This is a genomic window from Geomonas sp. RF6 (genome assembly GCF_021044625.1).
Taxonomy (GTDB): domain Bacteria; phylum Desulfobacterota; class Desulfuromonadia; order Geobacterales; family Geobacteraceae; genus RF6.
Map to the genome: position 1 here is coordinate 2,615,001 of NZ_CP087999.1, position 20,378 is coordinate 2,635,378.

14 protein-coding genes, 4 tRNA genes and 2 rRNA genes (1 of these 20 only partly in view) are annotated in these 20,378 nt (G+C 60.2%); 10 read left to right on the forward strand and 10 right to left on the reverse strand.

The features are described 5' to 3' along the window. The 8 genes from LPW11_RS11280 to LPW11_RS11315 all read left to right on the forward strand — a co-directional run. A 23S ribosomal RNA gene (locus tag LPW11_RS11280) occupies window positions 1–2,772 on the forward strand (it extends 188 nt beyond the left edge of the window). A 126-nt stretch (window positions 2,773–2,898) separates the two neighbouring features. Beyond that, window positions 2,899–3,015 (forward strand): 5S ribosomal RNA (gene rrf / locus LPW11_RS11285). A gap of 57 nt (window positions 3,016–3,072) precedes the next feature. Next, entirely contained in the window at window positions 3,073–3,306 is a 234-nt protein-coding gene (locus LPW11_RS11290) for a hypothetical protein (protein ID WP_230998222.1), read from the forward strand. Between the two features lie 81 nt (window positions 3,307–3,387). Then, window positions 3,388–4,686, forward strand: a complete 1,299-nt coding sequence (locus LPW11_RS11295) for a hypothetical protein (protein ID WP_230998223.1) — start codon at window positions 3,388–3,390, stop codon at window positions 4,684–4,686. Then, entirely contained in the window at window positions 4,619–5,305 is a 687-nt protein-coding gene (locus LPW11_RS11300; RefSeq protein ID WP_230998224.1) for a hypothetical protein, read from the forward strand. The genes LPW11_RS11295 and LPW11_RS11300 overlap by 68 nt, the downstream gene beginning before the upstream one ends. Next, entirely contained in the window at window positions 5,298–8,099 is a 2,802-nt protein-coding gene (locus LPW11_RS11305) for an ATP-binding protein (RefSeq protein WP_230998225.1), read from the forward strand. Before LPW11_RS11300 ends, LPW11_RS11305 begins: the two co-directional genes overlap by 8 nt. Beyond that, entirely contained in the window at window positions 8,096–9,322 is a 1,227-nt protein-coding gene (locus tag LPW11_RS11310) for a DUF2399 domain-containing protein (RefSeq protein WP_230998226.1), read from the forward strand. Before LPW11_RS11305 ends, LPW11_RS11310 begins: the two co-directional genes overlap by 4 nt. A 230-nt stretch (window positions 9,323–9,552) precedes the next feature. Then, complete coding sequence (locus tag LPW11_RS11315) at window positions 9,553–11,097, forward strand: multicopper oxidase family protein (protein ID WP_230998227.1); 1,545 nt, start codon at window positions 9,553–9,555, stop codon at window positions 11,095–11,097. Window positions 11,098–11,183: 86 nt separating this feature from the next. Here LPW11_RS11315 and LPW11_RS11320 read toward each other — a convergent pair whose 3' ends face one another. After that, on the reverse strand, window positions 11,184–11,945 hold the full coding sequence (locus LPW11_RS11320; protein WP_230998228.1) for a glucose 1-dehydrogenase: 762 nt from the start codon (window positions 11,943–11,945) through the stop codon (window positions 11,184–11,186). A 205-nt stretch (window positions 11,946–12,150) separates the two neighbouring features. Here LPW11_RS11320 and LPW11_RS11325 point away from each other — a divergent pair, with 205 nt between their 5' ends. Together LPW11_RS11325 and LPW11_RS11330 are read left to right on the forward strand one after the other, a co-directional pair. Then, window positions 12,151–12,687 carry a Spy/CpxP family protein refolding chaperone gene (locus LPW11_RS11325; protein WP_230998229.1) on the forward strand — a complete coding sequence of 179 codons (537 nt, stop codon included), beginning with the start codon at window positions 12,151–12,153 and terminating at the stop codon, window positions 12,685–12,687. A 59-nt stretch (window positions 12,688–12,746) separates the two neighbouring features. Beyond that, window positions 12,747–13,220, forward strand: coding sequence for a hypothetical protein (locus LPW11_RS11330; RefSeq protein WP_230998230.1), 474 nt, complete (start codon window positions 12,747–12,749; stop codon window positions 13,218–13,220). A gap of 61 nt (window positions 13,221–13,281) precedes the next feature. Here the strand turns inward: LPW11_RS11330 and LPW11_RS11335 are convergent. From LPW11_RS11335 to LPW11_RS11375, 9 genes are all read right to left on the reverse strand, one after another. Continuing rightward, window positions 13,282–13,359, reverse strand: a tRNA-Glu gene (locus LPW11_RS11335). Between the two features lie 76 nt (window positions 13,360–13,435). After that, window positions 13,436–13,511, reverse strand: a tRNA-Lys gene (locus LPW11_RS11340). A 44-nt stretch (window positions 13,512–13,555) separates the two neighbouring features. Further along, window positions 13,556–13,633 (reverse strand) — tRNA-Glu (locus tag LPW11_RS11345). 5 nt (window positions 13,634–13,638) lie between these two features. Further along, window positions 13,639–13,714: transfer RNA gene (locus tag LPW11_RS11350), tRNA-Lys, on the reverse strand. A gap of 176 nt (window positions 13,715–13,890) precedes the next feature. Further along, window positions 13,891–15,186 (reverse strand): adenylosuccinate synthase, encoded by a 1,296-nt coding sequence (locus tag LPW11_RS11355; RefSeq protein WP_230998231.1) that lies wholly within the window; start codon window positions 15,184–15,186, stop codon window positions 13,891–13,893. An 11-nt stretch (window positions 15,187–15,197) separates the two neighbouring features. Further along, window positions 15,198–16,502: an ATP phosphoribosyltransferase regulatory subunit gene (locus LPW11_RS11360; protein WP_230994008.1), complete on the reverse strand. Its 1,305-nt coding sequence runs from the start codon at window positions 16,500–16,502 to the stop codon at window positions 15,198–15,200. A 389-nt stretch (window positions 16,503–16,891) separates the two neighbouring features. Continuing rightward, a complete protein-coding gene (locus LPW11_RS11365) occupies window positions 16,892–18,388 on the reverse strand; it encodes a VCBS repeat-containing protein (protein ID WP_230994009.1) in 1,497 nt (498 codons plus the stop codon). A 118-nt stretch (window positions 18,389–18,506) separates the two neighbouring features. After that, the gene (locus LPW11_RS11370) at window positions 18,507–18,776 is read right to left on the reverse strand and encodes a hypothetical protein (protein WP_230994010.1); all 270 of its coding nucleotides are present in this window, start codon (window positions 18,774–18,776) and stop codon (window positions 18,507–18,509) included. Between the two features lie 95 nt (window positions 18,777–18,871). After that, window positions 18,872–20,290, reverse strand: coding sequence for a porin (locus tag LPW11_RS11375; protein WP_230994011.1), 1,419 nt, complete (start codon window positions 20,288–20,290; stop codon window positions 18,872–18,874). Window positions 20,291–20,378 lie beyond the last annotated feature (88 nt).

Below are 20,378 nucleotides of genomic sequence, written 5' to 3' on the forward strand. Positions count from 1 at the left end.
GGGAACTGAAACATCTAAGTACCCCCAGGAAGAGAAAACAATAGTGATTCCGTCAGTAGCGGCGAGCGAACGCGGACCAGCCCAAACCTTAAGTACTTCGGTACTTAGGGGGTTGTGGGGCCCCGACGTGGGATTGATGATTGGTAGGAAAACGGAATGGAAAGTCCGGCCATAGTGGGTGATAGCCCCGTATCCGAAACCATGATTCACCCTAGGGTGTCCCCGAGTACCGCCCGGCACGTGGAACCGGGTGGGAATCCGGGAGGACCATCTCCCAAGGCTAAATACTACTCTCTGACCGATAGTGCACTAGTACCGTGAGGGAAAGGTGAAAAGTACTCCAATGAGGAGGGTGAAATAGAACCTGAAACCGTATGCCTACAAGCAGTGGGAGCACTATGGAGCAATCCAGTGTGACCGCGTGCCTTTTGCATAATGAGTCAGCGAGTTACTCTCAGCAGCGAGGTTAAGTTCATAGAACGGAGCCGCAGCGAAAGCGAGTCTGAACAGGGCGCCATAGTTGCTGGGAGTAGACCCGAAACCGGGTGATCTATCCATGTCCAGGGTGAAAGGAAGGTAACACTTCGTGGAGGCCCGAACCCACTGGCGTTGAAAAGCCAGGGGATGAGGTGTGGATAGGAGTGAAAGGCTAATCAAACTCGGAGATAGCTGGTTCTCCCCGAAATATATTTAGGTATAGCCTCACAGAGTAAGTAACGGGGGTAGAGCACTGGATGGGCTAGGGGTCTTACCGGATTACCAAACCTAACCAAACTCCGAATACCGTTAACTGTTACTGTGGGAGTCAGACCGCGGGTGATAAGATCCGCGGTCGAAAGGGAAACAGCCCAGACCGCCAGCTAAGGTCCCAAAATCTACGCTAAGTGGAAAACGATGTGGAAATGCCCAGACAACCAGGAGGTTGGCTTAGAAGCAGCCATCCTTTAAAGAAAGCGTAATAGCTCACTGGTCGAGTGGGTCTGCGCGGAAAATGTAACGGGGCTCAAGCGTAGTACCGAAGCTGCGGATTCGCTTCTTAAGGAGCGAGTGGTAGGGGAGCATTGTGTAAGCCTGTGAAGGTCGACCGCGAGGACGGCTGGAGGTATCACAAGAGATTATGCTGACATGAGTAGCGAAAAACAAGGTGAGAAACCTTGTCACCGAAAACCCAAGGTTTCCTACGTAAAGGTAATCTGCGTAGGGTTAGTCGGTCCCTAAGGCGAGGCCGAAAGGCGTAGTTGATGGGAAACAGGTTAATATTCCTGTACCACCTGTTGTTGCGATGGGGGGACGGAGAAGGGTAGGCGATCCAGGCGCTGGTTGTCCTGGTTTAAGGCTGTAGGCGGGAGAAGGAGGCAAATCCCTTTCTCTATTCAACGCTGAGAGCTGATGACGAGGGGGTATCCCCGTAAAGTCGTCGATCCCATGCTTCCAAGAAAAGCCTCTAAGCTTCAGACAGCAGGTGACCGTACCGTAAACCGACTCAGGTGGGTGAGGATAAATGTCCTAAGGTGCTTGAGAGAACACTGGTTAAGGAACTCGGCAAAATGATACCGTAACTTCGGGAGAAGGTATGCCCTTTTTGGTGAAAGCGATTCGCTCGCCTAGCTGAGGAGGGTCGCAGAGAAATGGCGGTAGCGACTGTTTACTAAAAACATAGGACTCTGCAAAGTCGCAAGACGACGTATAGGGTCTGACGCCTGCCCGGTGCCGGAAGGTTAAGGGGATTTGTTAGCCGCAAGGTGAAGCTTTGAACCGAAGCCCCGGTAAACGGCGGCCGTAACTATAACGGTCCTAAGGTAGCGAAATTCCTTGTCGGGTAAGTTCCGACCTGCACGAATGGCGTAACGATTTCCGCGCTGTCTCAACCAGTGGCTCAGCGAAATTGAATTCTCGGTGAAGATGCCGAGTACCCGCGGTAAGACGGAAAGACCCCGTGCACCTTTACTACAGTTTGACAGTGACATTCGAATTAGCTTGTGTAGGATAGGTGGGAGGCTGTGAATCCGGGACGCCAGTTTCGGTGGAGCCATCCTTGAAATACCACCCTGGTTGGTTTGGGTGTCTAACCCAGGTCCGTCATCCGGATCGGGGACACTGTCTGATGGGTAGTTTGACTGGGGCGGTCGCCTCCCAAAGAGTAACGGAGGCGCGCGAAGGTTCCCTCAGGCTGATTGGAAACCAGCCGTAGAGTGTAAAGGCATAAGGGAGCTTGACTGCGAGACCCACAAGTCGAGCAGGTACGAAAGTAGGTCTTAGTGATCCGGCGGTTCTGTATGGAAGGGCCGTCGCTCAACGGATAAAAGGTACGCCGGGGATAACAGGCTGATCTCCCCCAAGAGTTCACATCGACGGGGAGGTTTGGCACCTCGATGTCGGCTCATCGCATCCTGGGGCTGAAGTAGGTCCCAAGGGTTTGGCTGTTCGCCAATTAAAGCGGTACGCGAGCTGGGTTTAAAACGTCGTGAGACAGTTTGGTCCCTATCTACCGTGGGCGTAGGATACTTGAGAAGAGTTGACCTTAGTACGAGAGGACCGGGTTGAACGTACCTCTGGTGTGCCAGTTGTTCCGCCAGGAGCAGTCGCTGGGTAGCTATGTACGGAAAGGATAACCGCTGAAAGCATCTAAGCGGGAAGCCTCCTTCAAGATTAGGTATCCCCGGGAGCAATCCCCTGAAGGCCCGTTGTAGACCACAACGTTGATAGGCCGGGTGTGTAAGTACAGTAATGTACTCAGCTTACCGGTACTAATCGGCCGTGAGGCTTGACCATAAAAAATTATTGAAGGGGGGTGGACCTCCACCCCCCGATTATATGCTGCGACTGCCGACAGATCAGAAGACTATGCGATTGGAGAAACGAAGTGCTTGAGGCCGAAAGGTCGAAAGCGAAAAGTTTCTCTGTGGCAATGCCGAGAGGGTCACACCCGTTCCCATCCCGAACACGGAAGTTAAGCCTCTCTGGGCCGATGGTACTGCACGGGAAGCTGTGTGGGAGAGTAGGTCGCCGCAGGGAATTTAATTGAAAAGCCCCACCCCGAAAGAGGTGGGGCTTTTCTGCGTCTGATGCTTCATGGCTGGCGCTGGCGCGGGACCGACGGACCTTGTGGACGTTGTGGACGTTGTGGACGTTGTGGACGTTGTGGACGTTGTGGACGTTGTGGACGTTGTGGACGTTGTGGACGTTGTGGACGTTGTGGACGTTGTGGACGTTGTGGACGTTGTGGACGTTGCTCGGAACTCCTTTCGGCTCTTCACTTCCTTTCACGTTTTCCCTTCTTTTCGTGCTATAAACTTGCACGCTTGATTTCCACTTCCTACTCCCGCCGAGGTTGGTAGTTTCATGTTATCTCAAGAATATTTCCGAGCCGGGATAGAGCCTGAGGACTTGCCTGCACTCTTTCCGCTCCTGCGCGCACAGGAGTCGCTGAGTGCGTTCACTGCGCTCTTCCGCGGTACCGACGAGGATGTGCTCATCCGCCTCCTTGTATTGCGCGAGATCGGCCACCGCGGCGAGCAGCCGCTTTGGAGCCCGCAAGAACTCCGTGCTCACTTCTCCTACCTCGAGGAGACGAAATTCCACACGGTGCTGCACCGCCTGCGCGACACCGGTCTCCTGATGTGGAACCCCGAATCTTCTCTCTACCAGGTCAGTACCTACGGACGCATGGCCCTTTCCGCGCTTTCCGTCCTGCTGCGCTTTTCTGATGAGGATGGTGGTGAGATCGGCTACATCACCTCGCAGCTTGCCGCCAGCCATTCACTCGGAAACGTCGCCACTGATGACCTGCAGCACCTTCTTTCCCGACTAAACGAACTGGAGGACGAGTTCAACCGCGCCGTCCTTTCCGGATCCGAGCTCCGTATTCACCAGGCGGAGAAAAAGCTCGATTCCGTCCTCAAGTGGGTCGAGAAGGGGACGGAGATCATGAAAGTCATTGCGGCGGACCCTGACCTCGACATCGGCACCCACCGGGTAGCTCAGAAGATCGGCCAGGTGCAAAGCCGCATGCTGCGCATGAGCTCAGTCTTTCAGCGCACGTTGAACCAGCTGGAAAGACAGAAGGTGCACCTGGGGCAGAGCGGACTTTCCACCACAGACATACACCGGTGGCTGCGCATGCTTGATTACGACAAGCTCTGTGCGCTCGCGACAGACGCCGTGGCCTTCCCGGCCCAACTGGGTTGCCTGCTGGGGGACGTGGCACTCGACGTGGCGGAGTTCGAACTGGTCGACCGCCTGCGTGCCGAGGAGGAGATTGCCGTTCTCCCGCCGGCGCGGGAAGCTCCCACGGCGGGGGAGCTAGAACTCGCCGCCGAGGACCTGAGCCGCCTCCATAACTTCCTCGATTCCCTCGGCGACCTTGAGGAGGAGACTCCCCTTCACCTTGCCATTCCTGCAGAAAGTTTTGCCGTCAGCTCCTATCGACTCTCGCTCGCTGCCCTGATCGGCAACCCTGAGTCGGGTGCGATTGAGGGGGGCGTCGCGGAGCTCGCGAGGCTTCCTCTCCTCATGCGACTGACAGGGGAGAGCGTCCCGGTGGGGGATTTCGAGATTCACTCCATGAGTGCTGGATCGATGACACCAAAAGATACCGACAAGAAATACGGAGACGAAGATGGAGAAGCAGATACGGGAGTTGGTGGCGAAGCTTTTGGCGCATCAGCATCTCCCGAGGCAGGATAAGCTGGTTCGAAAGGCGCTGACGGATGACGCGTTCCGCCAGGAGCTGGACACTCGCCTGCACTCCTGCGGCCTCAAATTCCTGGACAACCCGTACTCAGGGCACGTGACCCTCGTACTGGCGCGGGACATGGAGCAGTCGGTGCTCGGCGAGCAGGAGAGCTGGCTTTCAAATACCATGAACCTGGACCGCAGCGCCATCGCGCTGCTGATGGTCCTCTGGTCCCTCATCATCCTCCCCAAGCGTCAGCGCCAGATCGAGCGGAAGGAGCTTGGCGAGGCGGAGGACCAGACCGAGCTTTTTGCGGATGAAAAACCTCTGGAAACCGGACGCACCGTCTCCGCGCCGATCAGCCGTTCCGCTCTCATAGCCGACTTCGGAGAGAAGCTCGGCAAGTCGACGAAGATAAAGATGAACCTAGGCACCCTCGCACGCCTCGGGTTTATCGTACAGCGCCAGGAGGAGATCTATGAGGGACCACTGCTCGATCTGGTGCTCGATTACCACCAGCTCGCCGGGCGCGTCATCGACGGTGCCCTCTTCGATCTCCTGGGGCGCCACCTGGACGGGGTGAAGCCGTCGCACGATTCGCAGTGGGACGAGGAGGATGAGGATGTTTAGGTTCCTGAAGGTTGAAGTCGTCCACTGGGACTTCTGGGAGCGCTTCACCCTGCCGATGGAGGCCAATGTCATCACCATCGTCGGCCCCAACGGCTCCGGGAAGACGACCCTGCTCGACGTGCTCCGCACCCTGCTGTGCATCGACTGCTCCTCCGGCCGCGATTACAAGCGCTACGTGCGCCGCTCTGACAAGCCGTTCAGCTGGCTGCGCGCGGTGGTGGACAACGAGCGCCAAGAATCCGGATTCCGCCCCTTTTTCCCTCTCCTCACCGACCAGGTGACCCTCGCCTGCCAAATCCGGAAGAAAGGGGGCGATTGGCAGCGCCAGTACCTCATCGCGGAAGGTGACGTTCCGATCGAAAAGCTGGAGGAACAGGGGAGCTGGATCGGGGTGCGGGACTACCGGCAGCGGCTGGAGCAGGCAGGCCTCACCCATGCCATCTGCCACGTCCTTTCCCTGGAGCAGGGGGACACGGACAAGCTGTGCGAATACTCGCCGCGGCAGCTTCTGGAGCTCGTCTTCAGCGTCTTCGGCGATCAGGAGGTGCTCGACAACTACCAGCAGGCAAAGCATGAGCAGGCTGAGCTGGGGCGGGAACTCGACAAGCTGGAGGAGGAACTGGCGCGTCTCGGGGTGCGCCTGCGCGAGGCCGAGGCGAACGTGAACTCCTTCCGGGAATGGCAAAGCCTCACCAGGGAGGTGGAAAAGCTTTCCCTGCAAACCCTCCCATGTGCCGAGCTCTCGGACCTCCTGGGGCGCATAGCGGGTAATGCCCCGGGGCTTCGAAAAAAACGGGTCGAACTGAAGGCGCGGCGCAGATCGCTCCAGGAGCTGCAGCAGAGAAAGGCATCCCTCTCCCAGGAGCTGGAAGTGGCGCGGGGTGCCGAGAAGGAGCTTGAGGAGTCAGAGTCTCTCGCTCGCGAGGAATTTACCACTCGCCGCGACGCCGAGCGTGATGCCGAGCGGGTGCTCAAGGACCGCGAAGGGCTGGAGGCGCTCTGCAGGCAGCAGGAGGCCGGGTTCGACGCGCCGGCCCTTGCCGCGGAGCAGCGCGCCGCGCGGGAGTCGCTCTCCGACAAAAACTACGATCTGAAGCAGGTGCGCCACCAGATCCGCGAGATACGGGCTCGCATTCCGGCTCTCCTTGCTGGGGAGAAGCTGGAGCCGGCGCACGTCCAGGAGTTCCGCCAGCAGCTCAACAAGGCCCTGATTCCGCACCGGCTTCTCACCGAGATCGTGGAGATCTCCGACCCCTCCTGGCAGAAGGCGCTGGAGGGAGTCCTTGCCCCTTACGCGCATATCGTGCTCCTGAAGAACCCGGCCGACAGGCAGCGCGCCTGGGAGCTCGGAGAGAAACTCCGATACCGCAACTTCGTGGTCGCGGACCGCGCCCCCGTCCCCGCCGCACCTGCGGGATCCCTTTTGCAGGTGGTGGAGTTCGACGAACATCCCCCCGGATGGCTTGTGGAGCAGCTTTCCCGCATCAGGCGTGTCGAGTCTGTGCAGGAAGGAAGCATCTTTTCCTCCGACATCTCCTGGATCACCCCGGAAGGGTACCATCGGGAACGTCGCGGGGGACGCTACATCGGGGTCGACAAATTCCTCTTCGGGGAGTCCGCGAGGAAAAGCCTCATCATCGAGCTCGAGACGGAGCTACAGACGCTGCAGGGGCGAGAAAAGAGACTTGCAGCCGAGATTGACAAGGTGTCGCGCCGGATCGATGAGATCCAGTCGCTCCTTTCCGGCGTCGACGCGGCGCAGCAACTTGCCGCCCGCACAGAGGCGTTCACCACAGCGGAGAAGGAGCTTCCCGAGCTCGCGCGGCAGAGGGGGGAAGCCGCACAGGCTCTCGCCGAGCGTACCGAGCGCCTGAAGGCCGCTCGCGAGGAGCGAGTCGCTCTCCAGAGCGGCCGCAGCGGCCTCAACGACAAGATCGAGACGGAGGAGCGCTCTCTCCAGTGGGATACCAAGGATTTCCAGAACCTGCAGCGGCAGCAGGTGGAGCGCATCAAGGACTATCGCGAGAGGCGCCGTCCCATGCCGCCGCGCTGGTACTCGCGCGCGGCGCTCGACGAGCTGCGGGAGCAGTATGACTCGGCAGAGGCGGTGCGCAGGGACATCAAGCGCCTCAGGGACCGCCTCGGGGAGGGGAGCTGGGTCACCGACGAGCAGGTGGAGGCGGTCAGGGAGAAGCTCTCGGTAGACTACGGCCACCTGGAGGAAACGATCAAGGTGCGCCGTATTCACCACCACCGGCACATCACCGTCACGGAGGAGGCGCGGGAAAGTTACATAAACGTCCTGCGCGCCACGGTCCGGCGCTACACCCGCAACGTGCGCTCGCTCGGCGAGCTTGCCGCCATAGGGGTCGAGGTGGAACCGCCCCACCTGGTGAACGAGGACCTCTCGCTCGCCCAGGCGGGGCTGAACGTAAAGTTCAACTTTGACCAGAAAGGGATGATCGGCCTCAACGACGGCGAGGCTTCTGGCGGACAGCAGGTCATGAAGTCCCTGATCCTCCTGATCGGCCTCCTCATGGACGAGAGCCGCACCGGAGGGTTTGTCTTCATCGACGAGCCGTTCGCGCACCTTGACGTGTTCAACATCGACAAGGTAGGTGCCTTCCTCGAGGCGACCCGCGCCCAGTACGTGCTCACCACACCGAACACGCACAACGTGAACGTCTTCAAGACCTCGGACCTCACCCTGGTGACCCAGAAACGGCGCCATCCTGAAAAGTGGGCACCCCCCGTTGCTTTTCTCATGCGTCACCGGCCGGAGGCGAAGAAATGACCGCCGTCGCGCCTGTCAAATGGTCCGCTCCCGATGCCGACGGGATCGTGACCTGCCGCCTCGGGGGCGGCGCAGTCAGTACACTGCGCGGCAGGCGAAAGAGGAAGGCGCTACATCTGCGCCTTTCCGACATAGCCCTCTGGCCTGAGGACTGGCGCGAGCTCCTGAGGACGTGGCTGAAAAACGAGGGGGGCAGGCGGAGCTGGAAGTCCATGCTCGGCGCCGCAGGAAGCAGGCGGGTGCAGGACGCCTTTGCGCTCTTTGATGCCCTGCTGAAATCAGGGATCGTCGAAGTGGAGGAGAAGCGGGACGGCGGGCCGTGGCAGACGGTCTGGGTGGAGTTTCTGGCTCTTGAAGAGACGCGGCAGGCGGTGGGGCTCACCAACCGCGAGGAGATGCGGCAGCTGCGGGATGAACGGCTTGAGATGCCGCTGGAGAATGTCCGTCTCGAGGAGTTGCAGCGCTCCTTGCTGAACTTCCCTCCGGAACGGGGGGTGCGTCGTCACGGCATTCTCTGCGCCCTTGACCGCTGGATAAGTGCCGGACAGTGTGGCACCCGCCGCGACTTCTCACTTTTCGCGGTCGGTGACACTAAGGGGATCTCCGGCGCCGAATGGAGCTGGCTGGAAAGCTCCCTCGATCTGGAGGGGGAAGGAATTTCGAGGCACACGCCGGCGCTGTGGCTTCGCGCCCCCCTGGCGCTGGAAGGGGTCGGCGGTATCCTCGATTTGCAGACCGTTCCCGATTTCCTCGGTCTTTCGCCGGGAACGATCAAGGCGGTCACTTCTATCGAAGGTCACGTCCCGTGCTGGCGGATCCTCGAGAACCGCACCGTTTTCGAGCGTGTGGCCCGCGAACGAGGCGGTGTGGACGGGGTTCTCTGGGTACCGGGTTTTGCCCCTTCGTGGTGGAAAGAATCAGTGGCGAGGCTTCTGGCGCTTTCCCCGGCTCCGGTCCTGGTGGCCTGCGATCCTGATCCTGCGGGACTGGAGATCGCCCTCGACATCGGCGCCCTCTGCACCGCAGCCAACGTGGCGTGGGACCCGTGGCGGATGGATCCCGCTGCGCTTGATGCTCTCGCGACCAAAAAACCGCTCTCTCCGGACGACCTGCTCCGTTTGAACCGCCTTCTTGCTCTACCTCTGCCGCCGCCGCTTCACGAGCTTGCCCTTTGCATGCAGGAGAAGGGCGAAAAAGGTGAGCAGGAGGGCTTGATCTTCTAGGCCTGCACAGCGCCTTTCTGCTCGCCAGCACGGTTCTTTTTCTGGCGCCACGCGTTTCTCCTCTTTTAGCTCCCCCCCCTCGGCACCCGCTGCCACTCCATTCCCGCACAATCTGCGGGGAAATAAGCATGCCAACTGTTGTCCCCGCTCGCGCGCCTGCTATAAATGAAGCACCCAAAGCAGCGCGCACCATAATCGCATTGGCGTTCCGTGATACACAGGAGGTCGACATGAAGATGAAGGGGATTAACCGCAGGAAGTTTATGGTTCTGGCTTCAGCCGGTACGGCAGCGACGTATCTCGAGCTTTCCGGTGCGGCAGCCCGAGCCATGATGGGTGGCGGCATGGCTGGAGGGGGCATGGGCGGGGGTGGCATGTCGGGGAGTGTCACGGTCATAGACCCTTCCCCTGGCCCGGCATTCGCCGATCTGCCTGAGGCACCGAAATCGGGAACGGAGTACGAGATAACGGTACAGCAGTCGAGCGTTCGGCTGGGGAGCACCAATGCAAATCTCCTTACCTACAACGGCATGTACCCCGGCCCGGTAATGCGCGCGGAAAAGAACGGGACGCTGGAGGTGTGCCTGAAAAACAACCTCCCGAAGACGAGTGCGACGAACCTGCTGGGACATCAGCGAAACATTACCAACCTCCACACCCACGGATTGCACGTCACGCCAAACTCGCCGGGGGACAACGTGATGGTGCAGTTGCGCCCGGGTGAGGAATATCACTACAGCTACGACCTGAGGTACGAAAGCGCCGGGCACCTGAACTTCTATCATCCCCATGTTCATGGCACGGTAGCGGAGCAGTACTGGGGAGGGCTGGCGGGGCCGCTCGTCATCGGTGATGGTGCAGACAGCCCGCTGAGCGGGTTCCAGACCCACATCATGATGGTGAAGGACATCACCCTCAGCGGTTCCGCGCCGGCAGCGTACAGCACGATGTCGGACTACATGCGCGGCAAGGAGGGTAACATCGTCACGGTGAACGGGCAGGTGAACCCGGTGCTGCAGATTGCCCCCGGTCAGGTGCAGCGCTGGCAGATCGTCAATGCCTGCAACGCGCGCTACCTGAAGCTGTCCCTGGACAAGCACACCATGCACGTCATCGGGACCGACGGCGGCCTTGTGGATCAGTCGTACCCGCTGACCCAGATTCTGGTGGCTCCAGGGGAGCGGATCGACGTGCTGGTCCAGGGGACGCAGGGGACGGGGACCTTCAAGCTTCTCTCCCTCCCGTACGATCGCGGCATGAACGCGCTGCAGCAGGTCACGCTTCTTACACTGAAGTATGGTAAGGGCCCTTCCGCAAGTGATGTGATCCCCTCGGCCATCAACCGGGACGCCGTCCGCCCGGCTTTCGACCTGGCTCCTCTGGAGCGCAGGCAGTTGACCCTCAGCATGATGATGGGGAAGGGGTACATAAACGGCCAGAGCTTCGTGGACATGGATCATTCCTATACCGTAATGTCCAAGCTCGGGGAGTACGAGGTATGGGAGATCCTCAACCAGAGCGGCATGGACCACCCGTTCCACCAGCATGTGAACGCCTGCCAGGTCCTCTCCACCACCGGCGGGGACAGGGACTATGCCGACCTGTACACGAAGATCCCGGCGTGGAAGGACGTGGTGAATATACCGAAGATGGGAAGTGCGACCGTTCTGATGCCGGTCATGGACTGGGAAGGGATGTCCATGTTCCACTGTCACATCATCGAGCATGAAGACATAGGGATGATGGGGATGTGGCACATCATGGACGGGATGTAGGTTTTGCAGAGAGCACAAAGTGAGAAGCCCCCGCAACTGACATGGCGGGGGCTTCTTCTTTGTGGTGTATGGGCAAAAGAGTGAGCTCAGTCGAGGTAAATCATCTTTCGCGTCATGCCGCCGTCTACCACAAAATTCTGGCCGGTGATGAAGCTGGCACTGTCGGATAAAAGGTACGCAGCGAGCGACGCGATATCCCCCGGTTTCCCCACCCTCCCGGTTGGATGCTGGGCATGATCCTCCGGGCGAAGCTGCGGCTCCTTGCGTCGTGATTGCTTTTTCCAGTCCTCCACAGCGATCCAGCCGGGACTTATGCAGTTGACCCGCACCTCAGGCCCGAGGCTCATTGCCAGAGCGTGGGTGAGTGCGACCACACCCCCTTTGCTGGCGGAGTAGGCTTCAGTGTCGGCTTCGGATTGCAGAGCCCGTGTCGAGGCAATGTTGACGATCGACCCGCGGCTGGCGCGCAGCAGGGCTGCCGAATGTTTGCTGCAGAGAAAGACGCCGGTGAGATTGGTGGCAATCAGCCTGTTCCAGGTGGAGAGTTCCAACTGCTCCACAGGGCCGAGATGTGCGCCGGCGAAAGCCGCGTTGTTGACGAGGGCATCGAGACGTCCGAAACGGGAAATGGTGGCCTGGAAAAGCGCCTGCACGCTCCCTTCGTCTGCGACGTCCACAATGACGGGAAGAGCGGCGGCGCCGACCTGCGCTGCAGCCTCTTCGGCGGCTTCCGCGTCTATGTCGGCAATGACCACGCGGTAGCCGTCGCCGACAAGGTGCATCGCGATCCCTTTTCCTATGCCCTGACCTGCGCCTGTGACCACCGCGACCTTCGCACTGTCATTCATAGTGACTCCTCCTTTTTCTACCTCCTCTCCTATACATCCTCAGCCGGCGGCAGGCAATACCTTTGACAGAAAAGGGCGGTAGGCACCTTACCTCTTCCTCTTCCGGTACTCTCTCCTCTTTCCGCAATTCTTCCACATTTTCTCCTCATTCCCCGACTACTCTTCAATCATCGAAGTTCACACACAGGACCGGAAGGAGAAAGAGATGAAAAGATCAGTCGCTACCATGATCGTTGCTGCAGGGTTTTCTTCCATGATCGCGCTCGGAGGAGTTGCCTCGGCCAATGAGCCGGCTGCACGACCCGCGCACGGGCCGGAAGAAGGGGGACGCTTTGGTGACTGCCGCTTCGAGAAAGGAAAGGGGGGAGAGCATTTCCTGAAGCGCCTCACAAAGGAGCTGAACCTCAACGAGAAGCAAGCCGCACAGGTGAAGGGAGCGTTCGAGAAGAAACATGCGACCATGAAGCCGCTCCTGGACAACCTGCGAAACGAGAGGCAGCAGCTTCGTACCCTTATCCACTCGGGGAATGCCGACGAGAAGGCCATCCGCGCCCAGAGCGCGAGGGTTGCGGCGGTAGAGGCGGACCTTGCCGTCCTGAAGGGGCAGGGGGCGAAAGAGCTGATGTCCATCCTCACGCCCGAGCAGCAGAAGAAGTTCAAAACGCTGCAGGGCGAGTGGGAGCAGAAGATGAAAAACCGTCATCACGAGGGGCCGCGCCACGGCGGGCATGAAGGATTCTAAAAGAGGGACCGCGCGACATGCCGGGATGGCCTGATGCGCAGGGGGAAACGGAGAAAGTCATGAAAAAGGTAGCTGTAGCACTCTTTGCAGTCGTGCTTGCCCATTCCGCGGCGGCTCATGCAGGTATGAACGTGAGCGTAGGTTTCTACGCTCCCCCTCCGGTGGTGGTGGCTCCGCCGCCGGCCGTGGTATATGAAGCTCCGCCTCCACCCCCTGTGCCGCGGGCCGCCCCGCGTTTTGTCTACTCGCCGGACCTCGGCTTTTACGTCTCCGACAACCCGTATGACATCGCGTACATAGGGCAGAGTTACTACCTGTACCGCGGGGGCTACTGGTATGCCGCCCCCACCTGCAACGGACCGTGGATGGCGGCACGTGGCCGCGCCCTCCCGCCGGAGCTGCGTCGCTTCTCGTACCGGGAGATAAGCTACTACCGCGACAGGGAGTGCCATCATCGCGACGATCGGCGCGAGTACCGCGGCAGGTGGTACGGCGACCATGAAAGGTGGGAGCACCGCCGGGACCGCTGGTAGGAGTTTCCGGGGAAGAACGAAAAAAAGCCCTGTCACCGTGAGGTGACAGGGCTTTTCTTTATGGCGTCCCCAGCCGGATTTGAACCGGCGTCGCCGCCGTGAAAGGGCGGTGTCCTGGGCCGGGCTAGACGATGGGGACTAAAACGGCCAAATATGCTGAAGAAAAAAAGAGGGGGACAGGCACCTTGTGAAGAGGGTGCCTGTCCCCCTGAGGATGGTGAGCCGCGTTGGGGTCGAACCAACGACCACCTGATTAAAAGTCAGGTGCTCTACCGACTGAGCTAGCGGCTCTTAAATTGTCATCAAAAAGGCCCGTGATGCGGGCCTTTCCAATATGGCGTCCCCAGCCGGATTTGAACCGGCGTCGCCGCCGTGAAAGGGCGGTGTCCTGGGCCGGGCTAGACGATGGGGACTAAAATGGTGAGCCGCGTTGGGGTCGAACCAACGACCACCTGATTAAAAGTCAGGTGCTCTACCGACTGAGCTAGCGGCTCATTAATACTGCCAGTCAAGAGACCCACTTTATAGCAAATGGATCTCTGGAGGTCAACACTTTTTTCAGGGTCGCCGACAAAAATTAAAGACTCTGCCGACGCTGCATATCCGCCAAAATCTGCGCGACATTCCAGATTTTACCAGATGTTACCCCGGTGTCTGCCCCTGCCGATCTTTATCCTTCGAACGGGTTGCGCAGGATGATCGTCTCGTCGCGGCGCGGGCCGACGGATACGAGGACGATCGGCGCACCGCACAGCTCCTCGACGCGGTTGATGTAGTTGCGCGCGTTTTCCGGCAGCTCGTCGAGGCTCTTCGCGGTGGTGATGTCCCCCTCCCAGCCGGGCATCTCCTCGTAGATCGGGCGGCACTTCTCGATAACCTCGAGCTGCGCCGGGATCTCGTCCAGAACCTTCCCTTCGAAGGTGTAGCCGGTGCAGATCTTCACCGCCTCGAGGCCGGAAAGGACGTCGAGCTTCGTGAGGGCGATGCCGGAGAGGCCGTTCACGCGCACGGCGTAGCGCGCCACGACGGCGTCGAACCAGCCGCAGCGCCGCGGCCGTCCGGTGGTGGAGCCGAACTCGCGCCCGGCGTTGCGCAGCGCGTCGCCGGTCTCATCCTCCAGTTCGGTGGGGAAGGGGCCGCTGCCGACCCTGGTGGCGTACGCCTTGGAGATGCCGATGACTTCGTGGATCTCCCTCGGGCTGACACCGGTGCCGGTGCAGGCGCCGCCGGCGCAGGTCGACGAGGAGGTGACAAACGGGTAGGTCCCGTGGTCGATGTCCAGCAGGGTCCCCTGGGCGCCTTCAAAGAGGAGCTTCTTCCCCGCCTTCATGTCCTGGTGCAGCAGGAGAGAGGTGTCGGCGGCGTAGATGCGCAGCGTTTCGGCGTACACCATGTACTCGTCGTAGATCTCCTCGAAGGTGAACGGCTTGTCCCCCAGGAGGTGCTCCAGGATAAGGTTCTTTTCCTCCAGGGCGTCCTTCAGCTTCCGGGCGAACGCCTTCGGGTCGAGGAGGTCCATGAGGCGGATACCGCGGCGGCCGGTCTTGTCCTCGTAGGCGGGGCCGATCCCCCTGCCGGTGGTGCCGATCTTCTTGTGGCCGCTTTTCGCCTCGCGCGCCAGGTCGATGCGCTTGTGGTACGGCATGATGAGGTGCAGCGACTCGGAAAGGATGAGGGCGGAGTCGTCCTTCAGGTAACCCGCTGCCTTCAGGTTGGTGATCTCCCGGATGAATACCTCCGGGTCAAGTACCACGCCGTTGCCGATGACGCAGCGCTTGCCTGCGTGCAGTATGCCGGAAGGGATGAGGTGCAGGATGACTTTTTCGTCTCCCACCACAAGCGTGTGACCCGCGTTGTTCCCCCCCTGGAAGCGAACGACGTCGTCCGCGAACTGCGTATAGATGTCAACTACCTTACCTTTACCCTCGTCGCCCCACTGGGCGCCGATGATGACGACGTTAGCCATTACCCGTCTCCTTACGGCTCAAATTTCGGGGAAAAGTCATCCCTGAAGAGTGCTTCCTTCTTTACCGCTACCCCGCGCCGGTCAGCGACCCGCACAATAAATACTTCGTCTTCGCCGCACTGCTCGCCGCCCAGTACCAGCATCTGCTTGAAATGCATCCTCTTTGCGTAGGCAAGGGAGTTTTCCAGATCGCGACGGATGATGTCGCGGGCGGTGGTGTACCCTTTCCGGCGCAGTGTCTGCGCGATCTGCAGCACCTCGCGACGGTCCTCCTTCTGGTTGAAGAGGAGGAAGTCCCGCGTCTTGCTCGCCTCAACCTCCGGGCGGTGTCCCAGGGCGTTGAGAAGCGCCAGGATGTTGAAGGCAAAACCGGTGGCAGGCGCCGGGAAACCGTACTTGCCGGTGAGGTCGTCGTAGCGTCCCCCGCCGCAGACCGCCTCGCCAAGCCCCGCCACGAACCCCTCAAAGGTGAGCCCCGAGTGGTAGTCGAGCCCGCGGATCTCGCCGAGGTCTATGGTGAGATAGTCGGAGACGCCGTGGATGTCGAGAATCTCCAGGACTTGGGCGATGTTGTCCAGGGCCTTCAGGGAGCGCTCGTTGTTGGCCACCCGCCGCGCCGTCTCGAGCACCTCGCGCCCGCCGTAGAGGCGCGGCAGTGCTGCGATACTCTCCTTCACCGCGTCGGAAGCCTCTTCCTTTTCCAGGATCTCGCGCACTGCCGAAACGTCCTTCTTCGCGATGGCGATGGAAAGGAGGTTCTGCGTGGCAGCGGGGAGCCCGGAGGAGAGCATGATGCCGCGGAAGAAATCGACCTGGCCCAGGTCGATCTTGAAATTGTCGAAACCGAGCGCGCGCAGCGCCTCGACCGCCATCGCCACCATCTCGGCATCCGCCTCGGGGGAGCTGAGACCTATGAGCTCGACACCGGACTGGAAAACCTCCCTGCTGCGGCCGGACTGCTGCTCGGCATGACGCAGGACGCGGCCGTTGTAGTAGATGCGGTGCGGCAGCGGGTAGGCGTGCATGCGCGTCGCCACGATGCGGGCGATCTGCGGCGTGATGTCGGGGGGGATGGCGAGGAGCTTCCCGGTCTGACGGTCGTCGAAGCGGAAGGCTTTTTCCTTCAGCGCTTCGCCCATGCCGCGGCTCATGACGTCCTGGAATTCGAGAAGGGGGGTGATGATACGTCTGAAGCCCCAGAGTTCGAAGACCTTGCTGATCTTCCCTTCGATGTGGGCGATCTTGTCTGCCTGCTCTGGAAGAAAATCTGTTACTCCCTTGGGGAGGGGCGCTTCTATGCAAAGAGGATTGGTCAAGGCTTTTCCATGGTAAGAGAGAGTTCTGTGAGGGCCCGAGGGCGGGCGGCATGCAAGCCTGAAATCCTAGCAGTACCCACCGGTGATGTCAACGATTAAACCCGCTCTGGGAAAGGTGTTGCGCAGAGAAGTGGGGAGGGTGTGGTGATTTCGGGGCGGGCTCCGGCCGGCAGGGGTGGGCCATGTAGGCCGGAATAAGCGAAGCGTTTCCGGCGGCTGCGGGTGCGGTGTCAAGGTAACCGTCGCGGCGGACGTGAAGGTGGACTGCCGGGAACGCCTTCGGCTTATCCCGGCCTACTTTTCGGCGCCTCTTCGCAAAAGGGGAATACGCAAAAAGGGCGCCCCCCTCAAGGAGCGCCCCCTCTTTTTGCCGCGCGTCAAATGAACCTCTAGTTCACCTGTTTTACTGTCACCGTGGAGGCGCCCTTGTTGATGATTCCTTCCTTTTTCACAACTTCAAGAAGGAGAAGCTCGCCGCGGGCTTCATCGAATCGGAAGTCCGGGAGGTAGGTGTCGACCGGACGTGTGTGCCAGCGCTCTTCCATGCTTGCTCCGTTCCAGGCGAAGGAGTAGATGGAGTGCTTGGAGTAGGCGCGGTTGTTGCCGACCACGAAGGTCCCGGTATTCTGTGCCACCACTATTTCGCCGGTTTTGCTCACCTCCATGCGCGGCTGCAGGAAGACCTTTCTCACTGCGCTGCCGGTGATCGGCTGGTTCTGCTGGTCGTCCCTGCTGATGTACACATCGACCCCGCCGTACTTGTCGTTGCTGCGCCAGAGCTCGCTTCCGTCTGCGGAGTAGACGACAAGGATCCCGTCCTCGTTGAGGATGACGGTGTAGCACGTCCCGTTGATGTCGGTGAAGCTGGTGAAGTTGTAGATGTTGCCGTTGTCGGGGAGGGTCACCGGATTCTTCAGCTCGATCTTGCTGCCGGTCCTTTTTACTTCGAAGACAGGGCCATAGAAGTCCGTGGTACGCCCCATCTGCTGTGCGAAGATCTTGCCGCCCTGCCCCGGACCGGAGAGTGAGCGGAAGAAGTAGGGGAGGTTTTCAACGACCTTCGTCAGTTTCCCCTCCTTGATCGTCCAGACCTGCGATGCCAGCTCCCCTGACTGCAGCACCGTGACATACGCCTCAGGGGTGCCGTCGCCATCGAGATCGGCGCTGTCGAGAGCGATGATCTTATTCCCGGTCGACAGTGTTGCCTCCGCGACTTTCTCTACCTTCTTCCCGACGCGGTAATAGTAGAGGCTCTCCTGGCGGGCGAGGTAAACCTCGCGATTCCCCTCCGGGAGGTTCCTGATCGGAGCCATGGCAATGAACACGCCTTCGATGCGCTGATGCTGGGTGAGGGGCTTCGCTGAGCGCAGGACCTGCCCTTGCTCGACAGGGGCGGGACGCACCACTGCGCCCTGTTCGACGGGGACGGGTCGCACAACCGGTGCGGGTGCGGCAACCGCCGCCGGCTCCGGCAGAGGAGCGGCCGCAGGACGGCGAGCGAGTGCGGTGCTCATCTGGGAGGAGAGCTTTTCAGCCAACTTGTTCAGCGCAGGGAGTATTCCTTCCTGTCCTTCACCCTGCTCGTAGGCACGGGTCACTACGGTGCCGGCCGGCTCCATCGCCGCCACATCGATGCTGAAGCTCTTGCCGAACTGGGTGAGGCTTCCTTTCACCAGGAGCTGCGCCCCTGCCGGGCTCTGCTGTACCTGGAGATCCTTCCCGCTGAGACGGCTGGCGAGGAGATTTTGCAGGGCGCCGGCGAGGGAGGGATCACCCCCTCCGGCAACCGAGAAGGGCTCCACAAATACCTTTGCCCCCTCTGCTGCCGCAAACCCCGGCACAAGCAGAGAAAAGGCAACAACCACGGCCAAAAAAAAGTGTTTCATTGCGTACCTCAAAGCCTTCCTGGAAATCGCCTGCGTGCTGCCTCGGCGGAATTACAAACAAAAAAGGGGGCGAGCCGTTTCGACTCGCCCCCCTCATTCTGCAACGGTAGTACCGGGTTTACGGCTGGAGGAGGTCGTCCAGCATCATGTTCGTCTCGTCCAGCTTCGCCTGCAGTTTCTTCAGCTCCTCCGGAGTGTACACCTTGGTACCTTTGGAAATTTCTTTGTTCAACTTCCGGATCTTTTGCTGAATCGTGTCTACCTGGTTCGCGCATTTCTTCGATGTAAGCAGGCATTCGTCTTTTTGCTGTGCCGTCTCTTGGGCAAGAACCGGAACCGCTGCTGTCATCATGATTGCGGAGAAAATCAGTACGACGAGCCTCTTCATGGTGCACCTCCTGTAGTTAGTAAATCCATTACTAACTACTTTAGCATATCACGAACGCCCTGCCCTTGTCAGAGCGCTCGTGATACTGGAGGTTCCTAGAAAACGTAGTTGAACTGTACTGCGGTCAGGTACGGATCGTCGGCGTAGGCAGTGAAGTTGGAGGCGCCGGTGCCGGAGAGTCGCTTCGCGTCCGTCGGGCTGTTGACGGCATCGCCGAGGAAGAGGTAGGCGCCGATCAGGCTGACGCTGAGGCTGTCATAGACCTTGTAACCGATCTGGATGTTCGCCTCGGTGCCGAGGTAGTCGTCCTGCTCCACGCCGCCAGTCTTGCCGGGGTTGGGGACGAAGCCTGCGCCGGCGTTGGCGTTGGCGAAGAATTTCCCTGCAGCGTACTCATACCCGCCGAAGAAGCCCATGAAGCCGCGGCCACCCTTGTTCAGGAAGTTGCCGCCGAGCCCTTCGCTGGAGTTGATGCTCTGCGGGGAGCGGATCATCAGCCACATGTTCGCCGGTGCGAAGTAGGTGGTGTTGGCGGAGAGGGACTGCCAGCCGCTCTGCTCGTTGTCGCCGGTAGTGGCATCCTTGTCGCCGGAGAGGTAGAGGAACGCGAGGTTCGCGTTGCCCGGACCGACCTTCACCTTGCCGGTAGCACCGGCGCCGAATGCGCTGATGTTGCGGCCTGGAGTCTGCTCGCCGACCTGGTACGCACCGAAGACGTTCACTGCTGCCGGACCGAACTTGGCCGACGCGTTGGCGCCGATCATGTGCAGCTCGCGGAAGTTGACGGCTGCGGAGGCGGTTGCCGAGTCGAAGGTCGTGCCTGTGAATGCGTCGTTGTACACGCCGTAGTAGGACGCGCCGACGGTCAGGTCCTTGTTGACGGCAAATTTGCCGTCCACGACGACGATGTCGGTGGTCTTCTTGCCAACCACGCCGGCGGACTGGCCACCGAACGCGCTGCCGCCGTTCAGGGAGGTGTCGTTGACGCGGAACCAGCCGAAGGTCGGGGTGAATGCCCCAAACTTCCTGCTGACCTGGATACCAGCGCCGTCGAAGAGGGCGAAGGTGGAGCCGTAGGCGTCAGCCCACGGCTGCACACCGACCTTGAAGTTCGTGCCGGAGAACGGCTCGTTGAAATCGAGGAAGACGTTTTTGGTCTCGAGGGAGACGGAGTCGGCATCGAGCTGGCCGGCATCGCCAGACCCGGCGTACTTGCCGGAGGTGCCGTAGCTCGCGCCACCGAAGCGGCTGTCGAGCTCGAAGTGGGTGATCAATTTAAGGTTGTCGTTGGCTTTGGCAATATACTGGATACGGGCACGCTGCTCTGCGAAGGCGTTGGTGTGGGCACCCGGAGCCAGGGTGATGGCGGAAGTGCCGTTGTATGCGTTGGACATGAAGCCGAAGGCGCGGTACATACCGTGGAACTCGTTTTCCAGCGCCATGGCGGGCACTGCGGTTGCGGCACTCAGCGCGCCTACTGCGGCGATCGCGAGTATCTGCTTTTTAAAGCTCATTGGTTTCCCTCCTGTTAATGGTTGTACTACCCGATTCAAAAAAAATGCATGATTGTGTCAGGTGAAAGTTTCGACGAGAAATACTGCA

What these genes read in the sequence shown, in the direction of transcription:
- LPW11_RS11330 (WP_230998230.1), top strand. Translation starts at nt 12,747, where the DNA reads ATGAAAAAGGTAGCTGTAGCACTCTTTGCAGTCGTGCTTGCCCATTCC.
- LPW11_RS11355 (WP_230998231.1), bottom strand. Translation starts at nt 15,186, where the DNA reads ATGGCTAACGTCGTCATCATCGGCGCCCAGTGGGGCGACGAGGGTAAA.
- LPW11_RS11370 (WP_230994010.1), bottom strand. Translation starts at nt 18,776, where the DNA reads ATGAAGAGGCTCGTCGTACTGATTTTCTCCGCAATCATGATGACAGCA.
- LPW11_RS11300 (WP_230998224.1), top strand. Translation starts at nt 4,619, where the DNA reads ATGGAGAAGCAGATACGGGAGTTGGTGGCGAAGCTTTTGGCGCATCAG.
- LPW11_RS11290 (WP_230998222.1), top strand. Translation starts at nt 3,073, where the DNA reads ATGGCTGGCGCTGGCGCGGGACCGACGGACCTTGTGGACGTTGTGGAC.
- LPW11_RS11305 (WP_230998225.1), top strand. Translation starts at nt 5,298, where the DNA reads ATGTTTAGGTTCCTGAAGGTTGAAGTCGTCCACTGGGACTTCTGGGAG.
- LPW11_RS11325 (WP_230998229.1), top strand. Translation starts at nt 12,151, where the DNA reads ATGAAAAGATCAGTCGCTACCATGATCGTTGCTGCAGGGTTTTCTTCC.
- LPW11_RS11365 (WP_230994009.1), bottom strand. Translation starts at nt 18,388, where the DNA reads ATGAAACACTTTTTTTTGGCCGTGGTTGTTGCCTTTTCTCTGCTTGTG.
- LPW11_RS11375 (WP_230994011.1), bottom strand. Translation starts at nt 20,290, where the DNA reads ATGAGCTTTAAAAAGCAGATACTCGCGATCGCCGCAGTAGGCGCGCTG.
- LPW11_RS11315 (WP_230998227.1), top strand. Translation starts at nt 9,553, where the DNA reads ATGAAGATGAAGGGGATTAACCGCAGGAAGTTTATGGTTCTGGCTTCA.
- LPW11_RS11320 (WP_230998228.1), bottom strand. Translation starts at nt 11,945, where the DNA reads ATGAATGACAGTGCGAAGGTCGCGGTGGTCACAGGCGCAGGTCAGGGC.
- LPW11_RS11310 (WP_230998226.1), top strand. Translation starts at nt 8,096, where the DNA reads ATGACCGCCGTCGCGCCTGTCAAATGGTCCGCTCCCGATGCCGACGGG.